The sequence below is a fragment of the Tautonia sociabilis genome (genome assembly GCF_003977685.1).
GTDB lineage: Bacteria > Planctomycetota > Planctomycetia > Isosphaerales > Isosphaeraceae > Tautonia > Tautonia sociabilis.
Genome location: NZ_RYZH01000061.1, coordinates 15258 through 34849 on the forward strand (window position 1 = coordinate 15258; position 19592 = coordinate 34849).

Annotated in this window: 17 protein-coding genes; 9 read left to right on the forward strand and 8 right to left on the reverse strand. The window is 69.3% G+C overall.

Annotation, left to right across the window (positions count from 1 at the left end; translation table 11 throughout):
• Positions 1-32 precede the first annotated feature (32 nt).
• Together TsocGM_RS22260 and TsocGM_RS22265 are read left to right on the forward strand one after the other, a co-directional pair.
• Positions 33-1262, forward strand: coding sequence for a cysteine desulfurase family protein (locus TsocGM_RS22260; RefSeq protein ID WP_126727667.1), 1230 nt, complete (start codon positions 33-35; stop codon positions 1260-1262).
• 99 nt (positions 1263-1361) lie between these two features.
• A complete protein-coding gene (locus tag TsocGM_RS22265; RefSeq protein WP_126727668.1) occupies positions 1362-1694 on the forward strand; it encodes a HesB/IscA family protein in 333 nt (110 codons plus the stop codon).
• Between the two features lie 86 nt (positions 1695-1780).
• Here TsocGM_RS22265 and TsocGM_RS22270 read toward each other — a convergent pair whose 3' ends face one another.
• Positions 1781-2764, reverse strand: a complete 984-nt coding sequence (locus TsocGM_RS22270) for a phosphoglycerate dehydrogenase (RefSeq protein ID WP_126727669.1) — start codon at positions 2762-2764, stop codon at positions 1781-1783.
• Between the two features lie 210 nt (positions 2765-2974).
• Here TsocGM_RS22270 and TsocGM_RS22275 point away from each other — a divergent pair, with 210 nt between their 5' ends.
• The 7 genes from TsocGM_RS22275 (at position 2975) to TsocGM_RS28000 (ending at position 12109) form a co-directional block, all read left to right on the forward strand.
• The gene (locus tag TsocGM_RS22275) at positions 2975-3964 is read left to right on the forward strand and encodes a 2-hydroxyacid dehydrogenase (RefSeq protein ID WP_126727670.1); all 990 of its coding nucleotides are present in this window, start codon (positions 2975-2977) and stop codon (positions 3962-3964) included.
• Positions 3965-4095: 131 nt separating this feature from the next.
• The gene (locus TsocGM_RS22280; RefSeq protein WP_233579107.1) at positions 4096-5574 is read left to right on the forward strand and encodes a hypothetical protein; all 1479 of its coding nucleotides are present in this window, start codon (positions 4096-4098) and stop codon (positions 5572-5574) included.
• Between the two features lie 143 nt (positions 5575-5717).
• Positions 5718-8219, forward strand: a complete 2502-nt coding sequence (locus TsocGM_RS22285) for a PSD1 and planctomycete cytochrome C domain-containing protein (protein WP_126727672.1) — start codon at positions 5718-5720, stop codon at positions 8217-8219.
• 50 nt (positions 8220-8269) lie between these two features.
• On the forward strand, positions 8270-9745 hold the full coding sequence (locus TsocGM_RS22290) for a DUF1501 domain-containing protein (RefSeq protein WP_126727673.1): 1476 nt from the start codon (positions 8270-8272) through the stop codon (positions 9743-9745).
• Between the two features lie 120 nt (positions 9746-9865).
• The gene (locus TsocGM_RS27815; protein WP_126727674.1) at positions 9866-11050 is read left to right on the forward strand and encodes a fused response regulator/phosphatase; all 1185 of its coding nucleotides are present in this window, start codon (positions 9866-9868) and stop codon (positions 11048-11050) included.
• Positions 11051-11365: 315 nt separating this feature from the next.
• Positions 11366-11920 (forward strand): hypothetical protein, encoded by a 555-nt coding sequence (locus TsocGM_RS27305; protein WP_233579108.1) that lies wholly within the window; start codon positions 11366-11368, stop codon positions 11918-11920.
• A gap of 12 nt (positions 11921-11932) precedes the next feature.
• Complete coding sequence (locus tag TsocGM_RS28000; RefSeq protein WP_126727683.1) at positions 11933-12109, forward strand: protein-glutamate O-methyltransferase CheR; 177 nt, start codon at positions 11933-11935, stop codon at positions 12107-12109.
• Between the two features lie 497 nt (positions 12110-12606).
• Here the strand turns inward: TsocGM_RS28000 and TsocGM_RS22310 are convergent, their stop codons facing one another.
• The 7 genes from TsocGM_RS22310 to TsocGM_RS22340 all read right to left on the reverse strand — a co-directional run bounded on the left by TsocGM_RS22310 (position 12607) and on the right by TsocGM_RS22340 (position 19339).
• Complete coding sequence (locus tag TsocGM_RS22310) at positions 12607-13197, reverse strand: ANTAR domain-containing response regulator (RefSeq protein WP_126727676.1); 591 nt, start codon at positions 13195-13197, stop codon at positions 12607-12609.
• Positions 13194-14672: a hybrid sensor histidine kinase/response regulator gene (locus TsocGM_RS22315; RefSeq protein ID WP_126727677.1), complete on the reverse strand. Its 1479-nt coding sequence runs from the start codon at positions 14670-14672 to the stop codon at positions 13194-13196. The genes TsocGM_RS22310 and TsocGM_RS22315 overlap by 4 nt, the downstream gene beginning before the upstream one ends.
• A gap of 16 nt (positions 14673-14688) precedes the next feature.
• Positions 14689-15438, reverse strand: a complete 750-nt coding sequence (locus TsocGM_RS22320) for a response regulator (protein ID WP_126727678.1) — start codon at positions 15436-15438, stop codon at positions 14689-14691.
• Positions 15435-16622 (reverse strand): sensor histidine kinase, encoded by a 1188-nt coding sequence (locus tag TsocGM_RS22325; RefSeq protein ID WP_126727679.1) that lies wholly within the window; start codon positions 16620-16622, stop codon positions 15435-15437. The genes TsocGM_RS22320 and TsocGM_RS22325 overlap by 4 nt, the downstream gene beginning before the upstream one ends.
• 155 nt (positions 16623-16777) lie before the next feature.
• Entirely contained in the window at positions 16778-17437 is a 660-nt protein-coding gene (locus TsocGM_RS22330; RefSeq protein WP_126727680.1) for a hypothetical protein, read from the reverse strand.
• A 48-nt stretch (positions 17438-17485) separates the two neighbouring features.
• Positions 17486-17992, reverse strand: coding sequence for a pantetheine-phosphate adenylyltransferase (coaD, locus tag TsocGM_RS22335; RefSeq protein ID WP_126727681.1), 507 nt, complete (start codon positions 17990-17992; stop codon positions 17486-17488).
• A gap of 213 nt (positions 17993-18205) precedes the next feature.
• Positions 18206-19339: an aminotransferase class V-fold PLP-dependent enzyme gene (locus TsocGM_RS22340; protein ID WP_126727682.1), complete on the reverse strand. Its 1134-nt coding sequence runs from the start codon at positions 19337-19339 to the stop codon at positions 18206-18208.
• Positions 19340-19592 lie beyond the last annotated feature (253 nt).

Below are 19592 nucleotides of genomic sequence, written 5' to 3' on the forward strand. Positions count from 1 at the left end.
TCCCCTGCCCTCCCCCGATCGGGTCTTCGACCGTGCCCGACGCGCCGATCTACCTGGACAACCACGCCACGACCCGGACCGATCCCCGGGTCGTCGCGGCGATGCTCCCGTTCTTCACCGAGCGGTACGGCAACGCCGCCAGCGTTGCCCACCGGTTCGGCTGGGAGGCGGGGGACGCGGTCGATCGGGCCCGGGAGCAGGTCGCGGCCCTCATCGGCGCCGAGCCGTCGGAGATCGTCTTCACCTCGGGAGCGACCGAGGCGAACAACCTGGCGATCAAGGGAACCGCCCGGGCGGCGGCCCTCCAGACCGGAGGAATCGCCCATCCCGGACACCTTGTCTGCTCGGCGGTCGAGCACCGGGCGGTGCTCGACCCGATGCGACGGCTCGCGCGGGAGGAGGGCTGGGAGCTGACGGTCGTCCCCTGTGATGGGTTCGGCCGCATTTCGGCGGAGGCGGTCGCGGGGGCGATCACCGATCGGACGGTGCTTGTCTCGGTCATGGCGGCGAACAACGAGGTCGGCACGATCAACCCGATCGGAGCCATCGGCCGGCTCTGCCGGGATCTCGGGGTCGCTTTCCACACCGACGCGAGCCAGGCGGTCGGCAAGGTGCCGATCGACGTGGAGGAGGACGCCATCGACCTGCTGAGTCTAACGGCGCACAAGATCCACGGACCAAAGGGGATCGGTGCCCTGTTCGTGAGGAGGAGAGGGCGGCGGGCCCGGCTGGTGCCGCTGGTCGACGGCGGTGGTCACGAACGGGGGCTGCGCAGCGGCACGCTGCCGGTCCCGCTGGTGGTCGGCCTGGGGAAGGCGGCGGAGCTGGCGAGCCAGGAGGGTCCGGTCGATTGTGACCGGATGCGGGCCTTGCGGGACCGGCTGGACCGGGAGATTCGGTCGAGGCTTCCCGAGGGAGGGATCCGGCGCAACGGCCATCCGACCGAGGGGCTGCCGAACAACCTCAATCTGAGCTTCGAGGGGGTCGAGGGTGAGGCCCTGCTGATGGGGCTCCGGGGCGTGGCGGTCAGCTCCGGGGCGGCCTGCTCGTCGGCCGGGCCGGAGTCGAGCCACGTGCTGCGGGCGATGGGAGTGCCGGAGGAGCTGGCGAGGGCGAGTCTTCGGTTCGGCCTGGGGCGGTTCTCGACGGCTGAGGACGTCGATCGGGCCGCGATCGAGGTCGCCGCTCGGGTGCGGGCGCTCCGGGAAGGGAGCGAGGCGGGACTCCTTACTCGGACCGGACTTGCCCGGCCCGACTTGTGATCGTCGCCCGGCTGCGTAGAATACTCTTGTCATGGGATCCACCGGCGACGGCCCGGTCGCCATTCCACCCTCCGATTCGATCACAGGAGCACGAACCCGATGGGTGTCACGCTCACCGAGAAGGCGGCCAGCGAGGTCAAGCGGATCATCGAGGAGCAGGGCAACGGCCAGCAGTTGGTCCTGCGCGTCGGCGTTCAGGGAGGCGGCTGCAGCGGCTTCTCCTACAGCCTGAACTTTGATTCCGAAACCGATGAGGAGCGGGACCGCGTCGCCGAGTTCCACGGCGTCCGACTGGCGATGGACAAGAAGTTCGACCCGTACCTCGACGGCACCGTGATCGACTTCATCGACGACCTCGGCCGCCGCGGCTTCGCCTTCAACAACCCGAACGTCGTCAAGAGCTGCGGCTGCGGCAGTTCCTTCCAGGTCTGATCCTGGCCGGAGCGCCCGCCGAGAACCAACCCGGAGCGAGCCCGCCGGACCGATCGTCGGAGCCGGCGGGCTCGCTCCGTTTCACGTCACCAGACCCAGTCCGGACCGACCTCGGGGTTGACGACGCAACCGGCCGGCCATCGGCCCTGGTGGAGGTCGATGATGCATCGGGCGGCCATCTCGGCCATGTCGGCCATGGAGAGGGTGTCAACGCCGCCGATGTGAGGGCTGGAGACGACGTTGGGCAGGGCGATCAGCGGGTGATCGCGCGGCGGAGGCTCCTCCCGGAAGACGTCCAGCCCCGCGCCGGCGAGGCGGCCGGTGGTGAGGGCGTCGAGCAAGGCGTTCTCGTCGATCAGGCCGCCTCGGGCGGTGTTGATCAGGATGGAGCCGGGCTTCATGAGGGAGAGCCGGGAGGCATTGATGAGGTCTCGGGTGGCCTCGGTCAGGGGGCAGTGGAGGCTGACGACGTCGGACTCGGCGAGCAGCTGCTCGAGGGATCGGCGGCCGATGCCGTGGGCGGCGTCGAAGGCGGGGTCGGCGACCTCGTCGGTGGCGAGCACGTTCATGCCGAAGGCCAGGGCTCGGGGGACCATCGCTCGGCCAATCCGGCCCAGGCCGACGAGGCCGAGCGTCTTGCCTCGAAGCGGCAGAACGATGGTCCGGTCCCATCCGCCCTGGCGGATCTGGCGGTCGTTCAGGGCGATCCGGCGGGTGACCCCCAGCAGCAGGCCGAACGCCTGCTCGGCGACGCTCTCCTGGTTGGTGCCCGGGGTGATGGTGACGACGATCTTGCGGGAGGTGGCGGCGGCAACGTCGACCGCGTCGTAACCGACCCCGGTGCGGGCGATCACCCGGAGCTTCGGCGCCGCCGCGATCAGCTCGGCCGAGAGCCGCTCGCCGCCGGCAACAATCGCCTCGCAGTCCGGCAGTGCGGCGAGCAGCTCGGCCTCGGATAAAACGTCGCCGCCGACGGGGTCGACCGTCCGGAAACCAGCCTCGTGGAGCAACTGTCGGAAGGGGCCGGGCCGATTTCGGATCGGTCCGGCGCCGATCAGGGCGGTGGGCATGGCGAGATCCGTGGGGTGGAACGAGGCCGAGGGGGCGCGATCGGTCGGCCGGCGGCCGGGTGCTCCCATCATAACCGGGCCGGGTGCGGGACGCCCGGCGCGAGTTTCGCGGGTGAGGCGCTGGGCATGGAGCCGCGGCGGGTGATAGGATTAGGTCATACGGCCGTCGAGCGTCGTCTCCCTTGGTCGCAGGCAGGCCGGAGTTCCCCAGTGGCCGGACGCGTCTTGATTACCCGACCGATTCCCGAGCCGGGGCCGGACCTGCTCCGGGAGTCGGGCCTCGATGTCGAGATTCCATCCGAAGATCGGTCCCTGACTCGGGAGGAGTTGCTGCGCTCGGTCCGGGGTCGAGACGGCGTGCTCTGTCTTCTGACCGACCAGATCGACGCCGAGGTGCTCGACGCCGCCTCCGGCTGCAAGGTCGTTGCCAATATGGCCGTCGGCTACAACAACATCGATGTCGCCGCGGCCACCAGCCGGGGGATCCTGGTCACGAACACGCCGGGGGCGCTCACCGAGAGCACGGCGGATCTGACCTGGGCGCTGATCCTCGCCGTGGCCCGCCGGGTCGTCGAGGGAGACGAGGAGATGAGAACCGGGCGGTTCCCCGGCTGGGGGCCGCTCCACATGCTCGGCGGAGACGTCTCGGGCAAGACGCTCGGGCTGGTCGGGCCGGGACGGATCGCCCTGGCGGTGGCCGAGCGGGCCGTCGGGTTCCGGATGTCGATCCTCTACGCCGGGAACCGGCCGAATCCGGCGTTCGACGCGATCGGCGCCCGGCTGGTTGATCTCGACGAGTTGCTGGCCGAGAGCGACTTCGTGAGCCTGCACGTCCCCCTGACCGACCGGACGAGACACCTGATCGACTCCCGGGCCCTGGCGAAAATGAAGCCGACAGCCTACCTGATCAACACCTCGAGGGGGCCGGTCGTTGACGAGCGGGCGCTGGTGGCGGCCCTGGACTCCCGTCGCATCGCCGGGGCGGGCCTCGATGTCTATGAAGACGAGCCGAGGATGGCCCCTGGGCTGGCCGGGTGCCGCAACGCCGTGCTGCTACCTCATCTGGGCAGCGCCACCGCCGGGACCCGGGCGGCGATGTCGCGCCAAGCGGCCCAGAACCTGCTTGCGGCCCTTGCTGGCCGTCGGCCCCCGGATCTGGTGAACCCGTCGGCCTGGTCTGGCCCGAAGGTTGCCGGCTGACCGGGACGATCTCCGCCGATCCGGGGGATGGGCGGAGACGACCGCCGAGAACCGCTCCCTGGGTCATCCCGGCCGCCGCGACGAAGAAGACGAGTGACGAGAGACGAGGGCAGGACTGGACGATGGGCGTGATGAAGTTCCGGCTGACGCCTCCTGAGCTGTCCGAGCGGCTCCCCGAGCTGCGTCGAGGCTACTTCACGGGCCTCGACCGGACGCCCGAGGCGGTCAGCCTCGACCTGCGCCCCGGCCTGCTCGTCTGTCACCGGGATTCCCCCGACAGCGGAAGACTGCATGTCCCCTTCCCCGTCCAGGGGTTCGGGATGCCGTTTGTCAGCACAGCGACCCTGGGGCAGCGGCCGACTCCGTACAACTTGGCCGTCGAGCTGGCCCGGGGGAAGCTCAACGACATCCGAGGGCAGGCCGGCGACTGGCGGCACCTGGGCCTGCAATTGCCCGAGGAAGTCGACCAGGCGCTGGCCGAGGCCCGGCACGCCTTCTCCCGAGCCGCCACCAGCGGCGATCCCGAGCGCGCCTCCGAGTCGGCTCAAGAGTGCCTGGCCGCCTCGTTCCGGGCCGGCGAGGGGCTGACCGCCGCCTACACCGACCAGGTCATCCGAAAACGGTTGGAGCACTCGTCGAAGCTCCCCACCTTGCTGGGCTGCGGCCTGAACGCCGACCCCGCCGGCGCCCCCTGGGCCGATTCCCTGGCCGGGGCCGTCAACGCCGCCCGAGTCCGTTGTTCCTGGGCCGAGCTGGCCCCGACCGAGGGGACATTTCGCTGGGAGTCGCTCGACGCCCAGATCGCCTGGTGCCAGGAGCACAACCTGCTGCCGATGGCCGGCCCGCTGCTGGAATTCCGCCCCTCGGCCCTGCCGGACTGGCTCTGGCTCTGGTCCGGAGACGTCGAGGCGATCGGCAGCATGGCGCTGGATCTCGTCCGGCAGGCCGTCTCCCGGTACAAGGGACGGCTCGGCAACTGGCATCTGGTCGCCCGCCCCGGCACGGCGGACGTGCTGGGAATGAACGAGGAGGACCAGATCCGACTGGCGGCCCGGTGCTCCCAGGAAGCCCACCGGATCGACCCCGTCACGCCGCTGATCGTCGACCTCGACCGCCCCTGGGCCGAGTGGCTGGGGTCGAGCCCCTACCGGATCGGCCCCCTGCACGTGGCCGACTCTCTCTCCCGAGCGGAGATCGGTCTGGCGGGGGTCGGCCTCGAAGTCGCCCCCGGCTACGGCCCCCCCGGCAGCCACTTGCGCGACCTCTTCGAGTTCTCCCGCCTGCTCGATCTGTTCGCCCTGCTGAACCAGCCGCTCTACGTGACCATCTCCCTTCCCTCGGCCTCCGGTGAGGACCCCGCCGCCGCCCCCGACGGCGAGCTGGACCCCCGCCAGTGGCCCGGCTCCCCCACCGAGCAGATGCAGCTCGAGATGGCGTCCCGCTGGATCTCCCTGGCCGTGGCCAAGCCCTACGTCCGAGCCGTCATTTGGTCCCACGCCAGCGACGCCGCCCCCCACCTCTACGCCCACGCCGGCCTCTTTCGCCCCGACCATTCCCCCAAGCCCCTCTTGCCTTGGCTCCGGAAGTTCCGCGAGACCTACCTCGTCTGACCCCGCCGGGCCGGACCCAAGAGCCCGACCATTAGGGCCCGGATCGGAGCATGAAATCGTTTGACCCGACGGACTTTCGTCGTTAGGTTGAACAAGAGTCGGACACTGCGCCTTCTCTTCTCGAACCGCCGGACGTCTCCTCCATGAAGCGGATCGGCTTGCCCCTCGTCCTTGCCTCCCTCCTCTCCGCCGGCGCGGTCCCGGCCCGGGCCCAGGACCCAGGCGGGCCGGACGCCAATGCCGGGCAGGCCGACTTCTTCGTCGAGTCCGTCCGGCCGATCCTGGAGCGAAGCTGCTTCCGATGCCACGGCGGAGCGGGGAAGACCCGGGGGGGGCTCGACCTGACCACCCGGGCCGGTGTGCTCAAGGGGGGCGACCTCGGTCCCGCCATCGATGTTGAGGAGCCTTCGGCCAGCCTCTTGCTGGAGGCGATTCGGTACGAGGGCCTGGAAATGCCCCCGACCGGCAAACTCGACCAGGCCGACCTTGACATCCTGACGCGATGGGTCGAACTGGGAGCCCCTTACGACGAGGAACACTCCTCCCCTGCCCCGGCTCCCGAGGAGGACGACGAGGCGATCTCGGAGGAGGATCGGCAATTCTGGTCGTTTCAACCTGTCCGGAGGCCGGAGGTCCCTTCGGTCCACCGGCAAGACTGGGTGCGCGACCCGATCGATGCCTTCATCCTCCGGGGGCTGGAAGAGGCCGGCCTGGAACCGGCACCGGAGGCGTCCCGGGAAACCCTGATCCGACGGCTCTCCTCCGACCTGCTGGGCCTGCCGCCGACTCCGGAGGAGGTCGAAGCGTTCGTCGAGAACGACTCTCCCCTCGCCTACGAGGAGCTGGTCGACCGCCTGCTCTCCTCCCCCCATTACGGCGAGCGCTGGGGGAGACACTGGCTGGATGTCGTCCGCTTCGCCGAAACCAACAGCTTTGAACGCGACAACGACAAGCCGGCCGCTTGGCGGTACCGAGACTATGTGATCGAGAGCTTCAACGAGGACAAGCCCTACGACCGCTTCGTCCGAGAGCAACTGGCCGGCGACGAGCTGGAGGATGCCTCGGCCGAGTCGATCATCGCCACCGGCTTCTACCGCCTCGGCGCCTGGGACGATGAGCCAACCGACCGGCTCCAGGCTCGGTTCGACGAACTGGACGACATCATCACCACGACGGCTCAGGCCTTCCTCGGGCTGACGATCAACTGCGCCCGCTGCCACGATCACAAGATCGACCCGATCCCCCAGCGCGACTACTACCGCTTCCTCGCCTTCGTGGCCAACCTGAAGCCGTACTCGTATGACCCAAGCCACATCCTCACCGAGATCGCCTCGGACGAGGAGCGGGCCGAGCACGACCGGCTCCAGCAGGATCGGGAACGCAGGGAGGCGGAGATCAATGCCGCGCTGGCACCGATCGAGGCCAGGCTGCTCGAGTCGGTCCCCGAGCCGAGGCGGTCGATGCTCAAGGAAGGGACGTTCGAGCAGCGCCGGCACGTGCTGGACGGCATCGCCGAGCGGGACCTGTCGCCCGAGGAGCTCTCCTCGTACCGGGAGCTGATCCGACAGTGGCAGGAGATCCCCCCGGTTCCCCCCTTGCCGACGGCGTTGAGCGCCCGGGAGCCAGGGCCGGAGGCACCGGAGACGTTCGTCCTGATCCGGGGAAGCGCCCACGCGCCGGGCGACCCCGTCTCCCCTGGCTTCCCCGAGGTGCTGGGGGCACCCGACCCGGTGTTCGAAACCCCGACCGAGGGAGCCGCCAGCTCGGGACGCCGCCGGGCGCTGGCCGACTGGATCGCCAGTGAGGAGAACCCCCTGACGGCCCGGGTGATGGTCAACCGCGTCTGGCACTACCACTTCGGCCGGGGGATCGTCCGGACCCCGAACGACTTCGGCTTCCAGGGGGCGATGCCCACGCACCCCGAGCTGCTCGACTGGCTGGCCGCCGAGTTCATGGCGGGGGGCTGGCGGCTGAAACCCCTGCACAAGCGGATCGTGATGTCGAGCACGTACCGGATGTCCTCGAAGGGGAATCCCGAGGCGCTGGCCGATGACCCGACGAACGACCTGCTCTGGCGGTTCGACCTGCGCCGGCTTTCGGCCGAGGAGATCCGGGACGCGATGCTCGCCGTCACCGGAGTTCTGAACCCGAAGATGGGGGGGCCGGGGTTCTACTCAAGGATCCCGAAGGCGTACCTCGCCGGGCAGTCCCGGCCGGGGGCGGGCTGGGGAGACTCGCCGGCGGAGGAGCGGGCGAGGCGGAGCGTCTACATTCACGTGAAGCGGTCACTCGTAACGCCCATCCTCGCCAGCTTCGACGCCGCCGACACCGACTTCTCCTGCCCCGTCCGCTTCGCCACCACCCAGCCGACCCAGGCGCTCAGCACCCTCAACGGCGAGCTCCTCCACGAGCAGGCCGCCGCGCTGGCCGATCGCGTTCGGCAGGAGGCCGGCCCGGAATCGGATGATCGCGTGCGGAGAGCGCTGGCCCTGGTCCTCTGCCGGGAGCCAACCGCGGACGAGGTCGCCCGGGGGGTCGGGTTCATGGAGGCGTTGCGCTCCGAGGACGGAGTCGAGCCGGATCGGGCGTTTGAGCTGTTCTGCCTGATGGCGCTGAACCTGAACGAATTCATCTATATCGACTGAACGACGGCCCGGGGCGGCCTCGCCCCGGGGCGAGAGGGAGGGAGGCCGGCATGACCGACCATCGGCGACCGAAGGGGTCCTTCTGCGGCCGGACCCGTCGCGAGTTCGTCTGGCAGACGGGCATGGGGTTCACGTCGCTCGGGCTGATCGACCTGCTCTCTCGCGACGGGTTCTTCTCGGGATCGGCCCGAGCCGACGGGGACGCGCCGGGGGGCTACTCGAACCCGATGGCCCCGAAGGCGCCGCACTTCGAGCCAAAGGCGAAGTCGGTCATCTTCTTGTTCATGTATGGTGGCCCGAGCCACGTTGATACGTTCGACTACAAGCCGGACCTGTTGCGGTACGATGGCCAGACGATCGCGGTGAAGACCAAGGGCCGAGGCGGCTCCAAGAACGAGGGCCGGATCGTCGGCCCGAAGTGGCCGTTCCAGCAGCACGGCGAGTCGGGGCAGTGGGTCAGTTCTCTGTTCCCGCACCTGGCGAGACACGTGGACGACATCGCGTTCATCAAGTCGATGACGGCGGACAGCCCGCTGCACGGCTCGGCGATGCTCCAGATGAACTCGGGGAGGATCCTCAGCGGCAGTCCGTGCCTGGGGAGCTGGGTGACCTACGGCCTCGGGTCGGAGAACGAGGATCTGCCGGGGTTCGTCGTGATGCTCGACCCGGTCGGCGGGCCCATCTCGGGGGCGAAGAACTGGTCGAGCGGTTACATGCCGTCGACCTACCAGGGGACGATCCTCCGGTCGCAGGGGGAGCCGATCATCGACCTCTCCCCTCCGGAGGGGGTGTCCGACGCGATGCAGCGGCGGCTCATCGACACGCTCAACGACTACAACGCCGACCACCTGGCCGATCGGGCCGATCAGTCGGACCTGGCCGCCCGGATCTCCAGTTTCGAGCTTGCCTACAAGATGCAGATGGCCGCCCCGGAGGCGACGGCGATTGACGGCGAGCCGGAGGAGACCAAGAGGCTTTACGGATTGGATGACCCGAAGACCGAGAACTTCGGCCGACGCTGCCTGCTGGCGCGTCGGCTGGTCGAGCGGGGCGTTCGGTTCGTGCAGATCTACGCCGGGGGCGCCCACAACGACGACAACTGGGACGCCCACACCGACATCGAGAAGAACCACAACTACCACTGCGGCCGCACCGACAAGCCGATCGCCGGCCTGCTGGAGGACCTGAAGCGCCGGGGGCTGCTCGACTCCACGCTCATCGTCTGGGGAGGAGAGTTCGGGCGCCAGCCGACGGCCGAGTACGAGAAGGGGACCGGGCGCGACCATAACTCCTTCGGCTTCACCATGTGGATGGCCGGAGGAGGCGTGAAGGGGGGCGTCTCGGTGGGGGAGACCGACGAACTGGGGTCGGCGGCGGTCGTCGATCGGTTCCATGTCAAGCATCTGCACGCGACGATCCTGACGCAACTGGGCCTCGACCCTGATCGGCTGTCGTTCTTCTACGGCGGGCTCGATCAGAAGCTCGTCGGCGTCGAGGGGGCCGAGCCGATTCGCCAGCTCATCTGACCGGATCCCCGGTCGCAGGCTCGGGCCGCCTGGCTCTCCGCGCGGGGGTGGCGACCGGCTAGACTGGGTCTGGATTATCGAACCCGGTACGCCCGTCGTCGTCGACCAGCGAGGCCCGAGATGGCCACCGGCCTGAGCGAGCATCCCGTGACGGTCCTGCTCATCGACGACCAGCCGCTGATCGGCGAGGCGGTCAAGCGGATGCTTGTCGACGAGCCGGGGCTGGCCTTCTTCTACTGCAAGGATCCGGCCAAGGCGCTGGAGATGGCCGTGTCCGTCCGGCCGACGGTGATCCTCCAGGACCTCGTCCTGCCGGGGGTCGACGGCCTGGACCTCGTGAAGGAGTACCGGCAGCATGAGGCGACTCGGGACGTGCCGGTCATCGTCTTGTCCACCCGGGAAGAGCCGAAGACCAAGGCCGACGCCTTCGCCCTGGGGGCCAACGACTACATTGTGAAGCTCCCCGACCGCCTCGAGCTGGTGGCCCGGATCCGGCACCACTCGAAGGGCTATATCAACCAACTCCAGCGCGACGAGGCGTACCGGGCGCTGGTCGCCAGCCAGCAGGCACTGGCGCACGACGTGGACGAGGCGGCCCGCTACGTCCAGTCGTTGCTTCCCGAGCCAATGGACCGCGGTGCAATCCGGGCCGACTGGGTATTCATTCCCTCGGCGGCGCTGGGGGGAGACACCTTTGGCTATCATCAGGTCGACGACGACCACCTTGCCTTCTACCTGATCGACGTGGTCGGCCACGGTGTGGGGGCGGCGTTGCTGTCGGTGTCGGTGCTCAACGCCATCCGGTCGCAGTCGCTGCCTCAGGCCGATTTCCGAGAGCCGGGACAGGTCATCACCGCCCTGAACGAGCGGTTCGAGATGTCTCGGCAAGCGGACAAGTACTTCACGGCCTGGTATGGGGTGTACAACCCAAAGACCCGCACCATCCGGTACTCCGGCGGAGGGCACCCGCCAGCCCTGCTCATCCCCGACGAGGCGGGAGAGACGATCCTGCTCGAGGCCACCGGGCCGATGGTCGGGGCCTTCGACGGTCTGGTGTTCGAGACCCGGGAGCAGCGGGTCGACGCCCCTTCCCGCGTCTTCCTCTATAGTGACGGCGTTTTCGAGATCGAGCAGGTCGACGGCGAGCGCTGGCCGTTCCAGGAGTTCCTCGGCTACATGGCCGGGCTGGCGAGGTCGGGCGTGCCGGACATGGACCCCCTAGTGTCCCACATTCGGACCATCTCCGGGAAGTCGGGCTTCGACGACGACTTCTCGATCGTCCGCCTCCACCTGATTCCGGAATGATCGGCGGCTCGGCTTCCGTTCGCCTGCCGCTCTCGGTGGGGTGGAGAAAATCGGCCCTCCAACGGGAAGGTGGCCTCGACTCTCGTGAATTCCACTGGCCTGTTCATCCGTCCCGACAGGATGAGCGCCGATCCCCCCTGCCACCTCCCAGGCCGATGAGCGATCTCCGGGCTCGGAGGCCAGTCGAGCGGAGCTGCACCCGTTGCCGTTTGTTGGCTTCCGGCTCGAGCAGTCGTCAAGGGGGTTGAGGAGGCGACCGGCCGGATCTCGAAGATCGCGCAGACGACCTACGAGCAGTCCGAGTCGGCCGCCGAAGTGACCAAGGCGATCCAGGATGTGTTCGGGATCACCGAGACGTACGCCTCCAGCGCTGAGGAGCTCTCGGCCAGCGCCGAGCAGCTCGGGGCGCAGGCGGAGTCGCTTCGCCAGGCGGCCTCCGGCTTCAAGGTGAGTCTCAGGCTTGGCCGGCAAGAAGCTGCCGAACTTGGGCCGGGTGCGGACCCGAGGCCGACGCTCCCCTGGTCCCCACCTCCTCCCGTCGGGCTTCCCGCCATGAATCAGGATCTGCTGCCTGACAACCTGTTCGCGAAGTGCCGGGTGTTGAATTACCCAGACACGGTCATCCGCACCCCGGAGACGGGGCGCGTGATGCGCTCCCACCGCATCCGGAGGAGGGTCCAGGCCACCGGCGCCTCGGGGTTCGCCGACTACTTCACCCGGCTCTCGGCGGGAGGCGACCGTGACGAGTTCTCCGCCTACATCGACGCCGTGACCACGAGGGAAAGCTATTTTTTCCGAAACGCCCAGCACTTCCAATGGCTGGCCGAGGGTTTGGCGCCCGCGCTGGTCAAGCAGGCCCGAGCGGGGTGACATCCAAAGCGGATCTCGGTCTGGTCGGCGGCCAGCCGTGGGGGAGACGAGCTGGACTCAGCCCTGATCACTCTGGCTGAGGATCACGAACTGCCGTTAGCTTGGCAACTGCTGGCGCTTGGAATCGACATCAGCGGTGCGGCCCTGGCCTTGGCCCGCAAGGCGATCTTCAGCAAGCGGTCGCTGTGATCGGTGCCGCCGGGGTTTCGCAAGCGGTGGTTCGCCTTCTCCGAATCGGCGGGGCGCTGGGCGCTTGCCGTTCGCGATGATCGACCAGGCCAGCCGGAGCGACCGGATCGTGCTGGTCGAGACGAGGTTCGCGATCGACGGGAACCGGAACAACTGGGAGCTGCTGATCGTTCCGCCGGTTCGGGGGCTTCCTCGGCTGGGAGTGGCAACAGGTGGCCGCGAACTGGACAGAGCGGAAGCGATCCAGGGCCAGTCGAGAGCGGGGCGGAGGGGGCTCCCCTGCCGCCGTCGATCACTGTGATGATCGGCCGATAGGCCGTAACCTGGGCCCCGACGGTCCTTCGGACGCTGCTGGATTGGGGAGGGCAGGGGCGAGCCCCGAGGCGGACCGGGGAGCGTCGACTTGAGGCCACGACCGAGGCGACGCCCGGTCGTTCACGGGATCGTGCATGTTCTGAGGCTCGCGGCCTGATCCAAAGCGGGGCGAGGGCCGGCGATCACGGGTTGCCCAGCGCTTCCTCGGCGGTGAGGATCATCCTCGAGAGCTCGATGAGCTTGAGGTTCTTCTCGCTGGCGAGCTTCTGGAGGCGGCGGAACGAGGCGGCCTCGTCGAGGCCGGAGCGCTTCATCAGGACCCCCTTGGCGCGCTCGATGATCTTGCGGTCCTCGAGCGCCTGGCGGAGGTCGGCGGCCTCTCGGCGGAGGGCCTGGAACTGCTCGAAGCGGCGCAGGGCGATGGCGATGGCGGTTTCGAGGTCGGCCTGCTTGATCGGCTTGACGAGGTAGGCGAGGACATGGTCGGTTTCGGCCCGTTTGATCAGGTCGGCGTCGTGGAAGGCGGAGACGAGGATGATGGGCAGCGGCAGCTCGCGCTCGATACGGGCGGCAGCCTCGATGCCGTCGAGGGACGGCATCTTGATATCGGTGATGACCAGGTCGGGCCGCTCCTGGAGGCAGAGGCGAACCAGGTCGTCGCCGTCGGCGCAGCAGGCGACGACCTGGTGGCCGAGCACCGGGAGGATGGCCCGATAATAGTCCCTCATGTCGGGCTCGTCGTCGGCCACGGCGATGCGAAGGGATCGGATCATGTCGGCTCGCGGGGGAGGGTCAGAATGATCTCGGCGCCGGGGCCGCCGGGGGGGCCCACGGCGATCCGGCCGCCATGGGCCTCGACGATCCTCCTGCAGATCGCCATGCCCAAACCGGTCCCCCGGGCCTTGGTGGTGAAGAACGGCTCGAAGATCCGCTCGGCCTGCTCGGGGGAGAGTCCAGGGCCATTATCGCGGATCGAGACGCGCAACGCATCCCGGCCCTCGATCTCGTCGGTCCGGCACTCGATCGTGATGGCGACGGGGGGGGAAGCGGCGGCCAGGGCGTTCTCCAGGATGTTGCGGAACACCTGGACGAGGCGGAAGGGGTCGAGCCAGCAGGAGGTGGCCGGGGCGTCGATGCGCTCGATCAGGGAGGCCTCGCGGTCCCGGGCGGCGGGCTCCAGGTAGGACCAGGCCTCGCGCCAGACGGAAGGCAGCTCGAAGCGGTTGGCCTCCAGTCGGATCGGGGCGGCGTAGCTGCGGACATCCTCGAACAGGTGGTGCAGGTGGTCCTGGGCCGCCTGGGCGCGCCGGATGAGGTCGAGGGCCTCGGGGCGGTCGTCGACCTTCAGGGCGAGCATCTCCAGGCAGGACTGGCCGCGTTGCAGGGCGTTGCGGCTCTCGTGCGCCAGGCCGGCGACCATCTCGCCGATGGCGGCGAGCCGCTCCGCCTGCAAGGCGCGCTGCTGAGCGAGCTTCAGGTCGGTGATGTCGTGGCCGGCGCTGAGGATCGCGGGGGCCCCGTCGTAGTCCTCCAGCCACCGGGCGTTCCAGACGAGGGATCGGGTCGAGCCGTCCCGGCAGCGGAGTCGGCTCTCCAGGCCGCGCACCGACTCTCCGGAGCGGAGGCGGTTCATCACCTCCCGGGTCGGTCCCCGGTCCTCCCCTTTGAGGAGCTGGTCGGGGAAGTCTCGGCCGATGACTTCCTCGGCGGGGAAGCCAGTGAGCCGCTCGGCGAAGGGGCTGAAGTAGACGATGGACAGGTCCGCCCGGGTGATGACGATGACCGACTCGGCCGACTCGACCAGGGTGCGGAAGGCCGCGTCGCTGCGGCGCTTGGCTAGCCGGAGGTCACGACGCTCCAGGGCTCGGGCGAGGCTGGCTCGGAGGGTGTCCGGGTCGAAGGGCTTGAGGATGTAGTCGGAGGCGCCGCCTCGGAGGGCGTCGATTGCCCCCCGGATGTCGGCCATGCCGGTGACGACGATCAGCTCGGCGTCGGGGGCCAGGGCCCGAAGCCGGGGCATCAGCTCGTGGAAGTCGGCGTCGGGAAGGCGGCGGTCGAGGATCAGGGCGCCGTAGGAGGCCCATCGGGAGGAGGGCCGGTCCAGGGCCTCGGCGGCGGAGGACGCGGGGTCGACGGCGATCGCGTCCAGTTCGAGGATGTCGCAGAGGTTGGCCCTGGCGTCCTCGTCATCCTCGACAACCAGGACGCGGCGAGGGGCAGCGGTGCGGATGTCCGTATCCGGTTCCATCGGGGCGGCCACCTACCTATCTCGGCCCGGCGGGGCTCGGCCCGACCAGGCGATCCAACACGTCGAGCAGGTTGGCCGGGTCGAGCGGCTTGTAGCAGACGGCGTCGGCTCCCTCGGCCAGCGCCTGGGTGATCATCGGATCGCTCTCGGGCCGGCAGCCGGTGATGAGCACCGTGCGGGCCTGGGGGTCGACCGACCGGACGGCCCGGAAGACGGTTCCCCCGTCCCCGCCCGGGAGGATCATGTCGATGAGCACGGCATGATAGCGGGACTCCGCTAGCCGTCGGGTCGCCTCCTGAGGGTCGTGCGCCAGTCCGACGCGGATGTTCCGGGCTCGGAGCAGGTCCCAGAGGTTCTCGCACAGGTCGCGGTCGTCGTCGACGACGAGGACCAGGGGCTGGCCGACGGCCTGGTCGATCAGGCCGAGCAGGTTGGGGATGTCCACCGGCTTGCGCAGGACGCGCCAGGTGCCAGCCGATCGGGCGGCTCGGGCGGTGTCCTCGCTGGCGTAGGCGGTCACGAGCAAGGCGACCGTGCCGGGCTGCCGCGCGCGGAGGTGGCGGTAGAGCGTTACGCCGTCCATGCCGGGCATCTTGAAGTCGAGCACGGCGACATCGTAGGCCCGGCCCCGAGCCAGGTCGAGCGCCGAACGGCCGTCGTGCGCCACGTCGACGCGGTAGCCAAGGTCGGCGAGGATGTCGGAGACGTTGCGGCAGGAGTCGACGTCGTCGTCCACCAACAGGATGGCCGGCGAGGGATCGCTCATGGCTTCGCACCTCGACTGTCCGTGGACTCCATCAGGACGACGGTGAACGTGCTGCCGACTCCCGGCTCGCTGGCGATGCGGAGGGCCCCCCCGTTCTTCTCCAGGATCGCCCGGGAGATGGCCAGGCCCAGCCCCAGGCCCCGGGCCTTGGTCGAGTAGAGCGGCTCGCTCACCCGGTTGCGCAGCTCCGGGCTCATGCCGATGCCGGTGTCCTCGACCTCCAGCTCGATCGCGCCGTCGGCCGCTCGGCGGCCTCGCAATGCCAACTTACCCCCCTCCGGCATCGCCTCACAAGCGTTGCGGATGAGGTTCCCGAGGACGATCTGCAGCTGTGTCGGGTCGACCACCACGGCGAGATCCCCGGGAATAACCACGTCGACCTCGACGTCGCGCCCGGGAGGGTCGGCCTCCAACGCCTCGGTGACGCAGTCCCGCAGCGTGACCGGGCGAGAATCGGGGGCCGGCAGGCGAGCGAAGCTGGAGAGGGCGGTAATCACGGCGTCGGCCCGGTCGACCCCCCGGCTGATGCGCTGGAGGTGCTCGGTCTGCTTTTCGGGGGAGGGGGATCGGGCGTGCCGAAGGTAGTAGACCGAGGTCTTCACCACGTTGAGCGGGTTGCGCAGCTCGTGGGCAAGACCGCCGGCCACCTGACCGAGCGTGGCCAACCGCTCGGCGCGCTGGAGGCGTTCGTCGCTCTCGGCCTGGTAGGCGTCCTGGATCAGGGCGAGATCCAGGTCGAGCCGGCGGTAGAGGGAGCGCAGGGCCTCGGCCAGGCGATCGGGGTCGCCGGGCCAGGAGGCCCGCAAGGCCCGGCAGATCCCGGTGCGGAGGCGGGACATGGCGGCGATCACGTAGACCGGATCCAGGCCGATTTCGGCGTGGCGGCGGCCGATTCGCCAGCATCGGGCCGCGTAGTCGTCATCCGGGGGCAGAGCGAGGAGGTCGACGAGCCAGTGGCGGAGCGTCGTCTTCAGCCGGGCGACCTGCTCGTCGCCTCCGGTGATGACCGAGTCGGCCTGGGGGTGGCGGCGGATCTCGGCGTAGAAGTCGTCGACCAGAGGGTCGAAGTAAGGTTCCAGAGCCGAGGCGATCGAGCGGAGGCGGTCGCAGTCGGCCCGGTCGTCCCAGTCGAGGTAGCGCTTGATGTCGTGGTGTCGGGAGACAATGCGGTCGACTTCGCTCATCGGGGGGCTCTGTCCCGAGGCGCCGGGGGGACGGGCGCCGCGATACGCGATCGGCTCGGCGAGGGCCCGGTGGTTCCCGGCGGGTCGCTCCGAGGTCGGGGCGGGTTGATCGGTTCATGGTAGCCAACGCCCCCCCGGGTGGGCAACCGGCCGAATCAGGCGCGGGGACGGACGGGAGCCTCGTATTCCCTCCGGTAGTCCTCCTCCCTGGGCTTCCAGAACCAGCCGAACAGCAGGCCGTCGAGCGAGAGGTAGTTGCTCGTGACGGGGGAGAGCCAGAGGATTCCCACGTCGGCGATCATGTAAACCATCATGGTCGGGTACATGTCCCCCTTGCCGAGCACCGTCAGGCCAAAGAGCAGGCTCAGCAGCAGCAGCCCGGCGGCGAAGGAGGAGAGCGTTGTCAGCAGGCCAACGATGAGCAGGGAGCCGACGGCGACCTCGGCGTACGGGAGCAGCGCCGTGTGGAGGTCGAGCATCGGCTTCAGCTCCCGGGCCAGCCAGGTGTCGGCGAACATGGCCCGGATCGTCTCGGGATAGCGAAGCGGGGCCGGCTGGGCGTCTTCGCCTTCCGGCTCGGGCTCCGGGGCGGCTTCCCCCGCCGGCGCCCCCTCGACCGCGGGCAGCGCCTCTTCCTGGGCCGCGACGACCGACGCTCCAGCGTCCCCGAGGCCGAGCAGCCCCATGTCGGACAGCTTGTCGAGGCCGGCGACGAGGAAGATCATGCCGAGGGCCCCGCGGAGCAGCAGGGCCGACAGGCTGCGAACGAGATGGCCAGGCTCTCGGCGCAGGGCGATCGACTCGGACGGTCGCATGGGGATGGTCCCGAAGGGAGGGCTGGTACGGAAACGGGCTCCGGCGGGTCAGCGATCAGGCGCCCTCACCCGGCCGAGGATCGGTTCGACGAGCTCGGCGGGGACGAATCGGGAGAGGGCCTCGGGGCCGCCGTATCGGGCGACCTGCTTGATGAGCGAACTGGAGACGTGGGCATATTCGCCGTCGGCCATGAGGAAGACGGTCTCGATCCCGGGGTCGAGCCGGTGGTTGGTCAGCGTCATGCTGAACTCGTATTCCATGTCGGAGAGGGTGCGGAGGCCCCGGAGGATGACCCGGGCCCCGACCTGGCGGACGAAGTCGACCGTCAGCCCCTCAAAGGCGCGGACCTCGACGTTCTCGAACGGCCGCAGGACCCGCTCGGCCAGGGCGACGCGCTCCTCGATCGGAAAGAGGACCTGCTTGTTCGGGTTCACGCCGATGGCAACCACCAGGCGCTCGAAGAGCAGCCGTCCTCGGGAGATCACGTCGAGGTGCCCGAGCGTGATCGGGTCGAACGTCCCGGTGAAGACGGCGGTGCGGGAGGACGGTTCCATGGTCGTTCGCTCCGCCGGGGCGGTCGTCCGAAAGGGGGCCGATGCGTCGCTGTCGGTTCCCTCCCTGGAGGGGAGGTTCTGGGGCCGGGGGAGGGGGCCGGCGTGAGGACGGTCCGCGAGCGGACCGCCTTCCCCCCTCCCCTCGGCCCGTTCCCCCGAGGTCGGCACGCCGCGGCGGGCTCCGCCGCTGGTGGTCATTGCCCGGAAGACGGGCTAGGAGGGGGCTCGCAGCCCCTCGGCCAGCCGATCAAGGTCGTCGTCGTTATTGTACAGGTGCGGGCTGACCCGGAGCTTCTTCCGCCGGCAACTGACGGCGACCCCCGACTCCCGAAGGCGGCGGGCCACCGCGTCGTTGTCCGATCCGTCCCGGTCGAGAACCACGATCCCGGAGCGGTCGCCTGGCCGGTCGGATCCGACCACGCGCCAGCCGGCGGATCGGGCTCGCTCTCGGACCCCTTCGGCCCGGTCGAGGATCCGGGCCGAGACGCGATCGGCCCCCACGTCGAGGATCAGCTCCAGGGACTTGCCGAAGCCCAGGAGGCCCGCCATGTTGTAGCAGCCTCCTTCCCACCTCCCAGCGTCGGAGCGGAGGGTGAAAGCGGGCTCAGGGTCGTTGTACGAGCTGGTCGCGCTGTTCGAGCCGACGAGGATTGGTCGGAGACGGTCGATCCAGTCCTTGCGGACGAAGAGGAGCCCCGCCCCCTCGGGGCCGAGCAGCCACTTGTGACCGTCGGCGGCGAGGAAGTCGATGGGCGTCTTCCTCACGTCGATCGTCAAGGGGCCGAGCCCCTGGATCGCATCGACGAACAGAGCGACGCCGCGCTCGTGGCAGAGCTCGGTCAGCCGGTCGAGGTCGTTGCGAAAGCCAGAGGCGAACTCGACGTGACTGATCGCCAGCAATCGGGTGCGCCCGTCCATCGCCTCGAGCAGGTCCTCGAGCCAGAGTCGGCCGTCTCGGCTGCGGACGAGGCGCGTCTCGACCCCCCGGGAGGAGAGGTTCATCCAGGGGAAGAGGTTCGAGGGGTACTCCTCGGCGGCGGTGACCAGATTGTCCCCGTCGTTCCAGGGAAATCCCTCGGCCACCAGGCCGATGCCCATCGTCGTGCTGGTGATGAAGGCGACCTCGGCCGGCTCGGCGTGGATCAGAGCGGCGGCCCGGCGCCGGACCACCTCCAGCTCGTTCCGCCAGGTCATCCAATGGATGCAGCCGTTGGCCTCCTGCTCGGCGATCCAGGCGCGCATGGCGTCACCAGCCCTCCGGGGAATGGGGGCAATGGCGGCATGGTCCAGGTAGGCCCACCGGCCGGCGACGGGGAACTCCTCGTCTCGAATCGCCTGCCAGTCCATGAAGGCTCCTCGGGAGGGCTTCGAATCCAGGAAGGCTGACCGCGTCGGGAGGAATCGCGACGTTGCCCAGCCTACCGCCCTGGCCCGAGATCGACCAGCCCCCCCGCTCGGATCAGATCCAGGAAGGGGTGTGACCGACGAATGATGTGGTTCGCGGCCCCTCCGGACTCGCTTACGCCGCCACCGGGTATCCCTCCCGGCTGAGCCTGCCCCAGAACTGCTCCCAGCGACCCGTCGTGTACGTCAACGCTCT

Coding starts and splice junctions, on each gene's coding strand:
- TsocGM_RS22315 (WP_126727677.1), bottom strand. CDS start 14,672: ATGGAACCGGATACGGACATCCGCACCGCTGCCCCTCGCCGCGTCCTG.
- TsocGM_RS27815 (WP_126727674.1), top strand. CDS start 9,866: ATGGCCACCGGCCTGAGCGAGCATCCCGTGACGGTCCTGCTCATCGAC.
- TsocGM_RS22325 (WP_126727679.1), bottom strand. CDS start 16,622: ATGAGCGAAGTCGACCGCATTGTCTCCCGACACCACGACATCAAGCGC.
- TsocGM_RS22285 (WP_126727672.1), top strand. CDS start 5,718: ATGAAGCGGATCGGCTTGCCCCTCGTCCTTGCCTCCCTCCTCTCCGCC.
- TsocGM_RS22340 (WP_126727682.1), bottom strand. CDS start 19,339: ATGGACTGGCAGGCGATTCGAGACGAGGAGTTCCCCGTCGCCGGCCGG.
- TsocGM_RS22265 (WP_126727668.1), top strand. CDS start 1,362: ATGGGTGTCACGCTCACCGAGAAGGCGGCCAGCGAGGTCAAGCGGATC.
- TsocGM_RS22320 (WP_126727678.1), bottom strand. CDS start 15,438: ATGAGCGATCCCTCGCCGGCCATCCTGTTGGTGGACGACGACGTCGAC.
- TsocGM_RS22310 (WP_126727676.1), bottom strand. CDS start 13,197: ATGATCCGATCCCTTCGCATCGCCGTGGCCGACGACGAGCCCGACATG.
- TsocGM_RS22330 (WP_126727680.1), bottom strand. CDS start 17,437: ATGCGACCGTCCGAGTCGATCGCCCTGCGCCGAGAGCCTGGCCATCTC.
- coaD (WP_126727681.1), bottom strand. CDS start 17,992: ATGGAACCGTCCTCCCGCACCGCCGTCTTCACCGGGACGTTCGACCCG.
- TsocGM_RS22280 (WP_233579107.1), top strand. CDS start 4,096: ATGAAGTTCCGGCTGACGCCTCCTGAGCTGTCCGAGCGGCTCCCCGAG.
- TsocGM_RS22290 (WP_126727673.1), top strand. CDS start 8,270: ATGACCGACCATCGGCGACCGAAGGGGTCCTTCTGCGGCCGGACCCGT.
- TsocGM_RS22270 (WP_126727669.1), bottom strand. CDS start 2,764: ATGCCCACCGCCCTGATCGGCGCCGGACCGATCCGAAATCGGCCCGGC.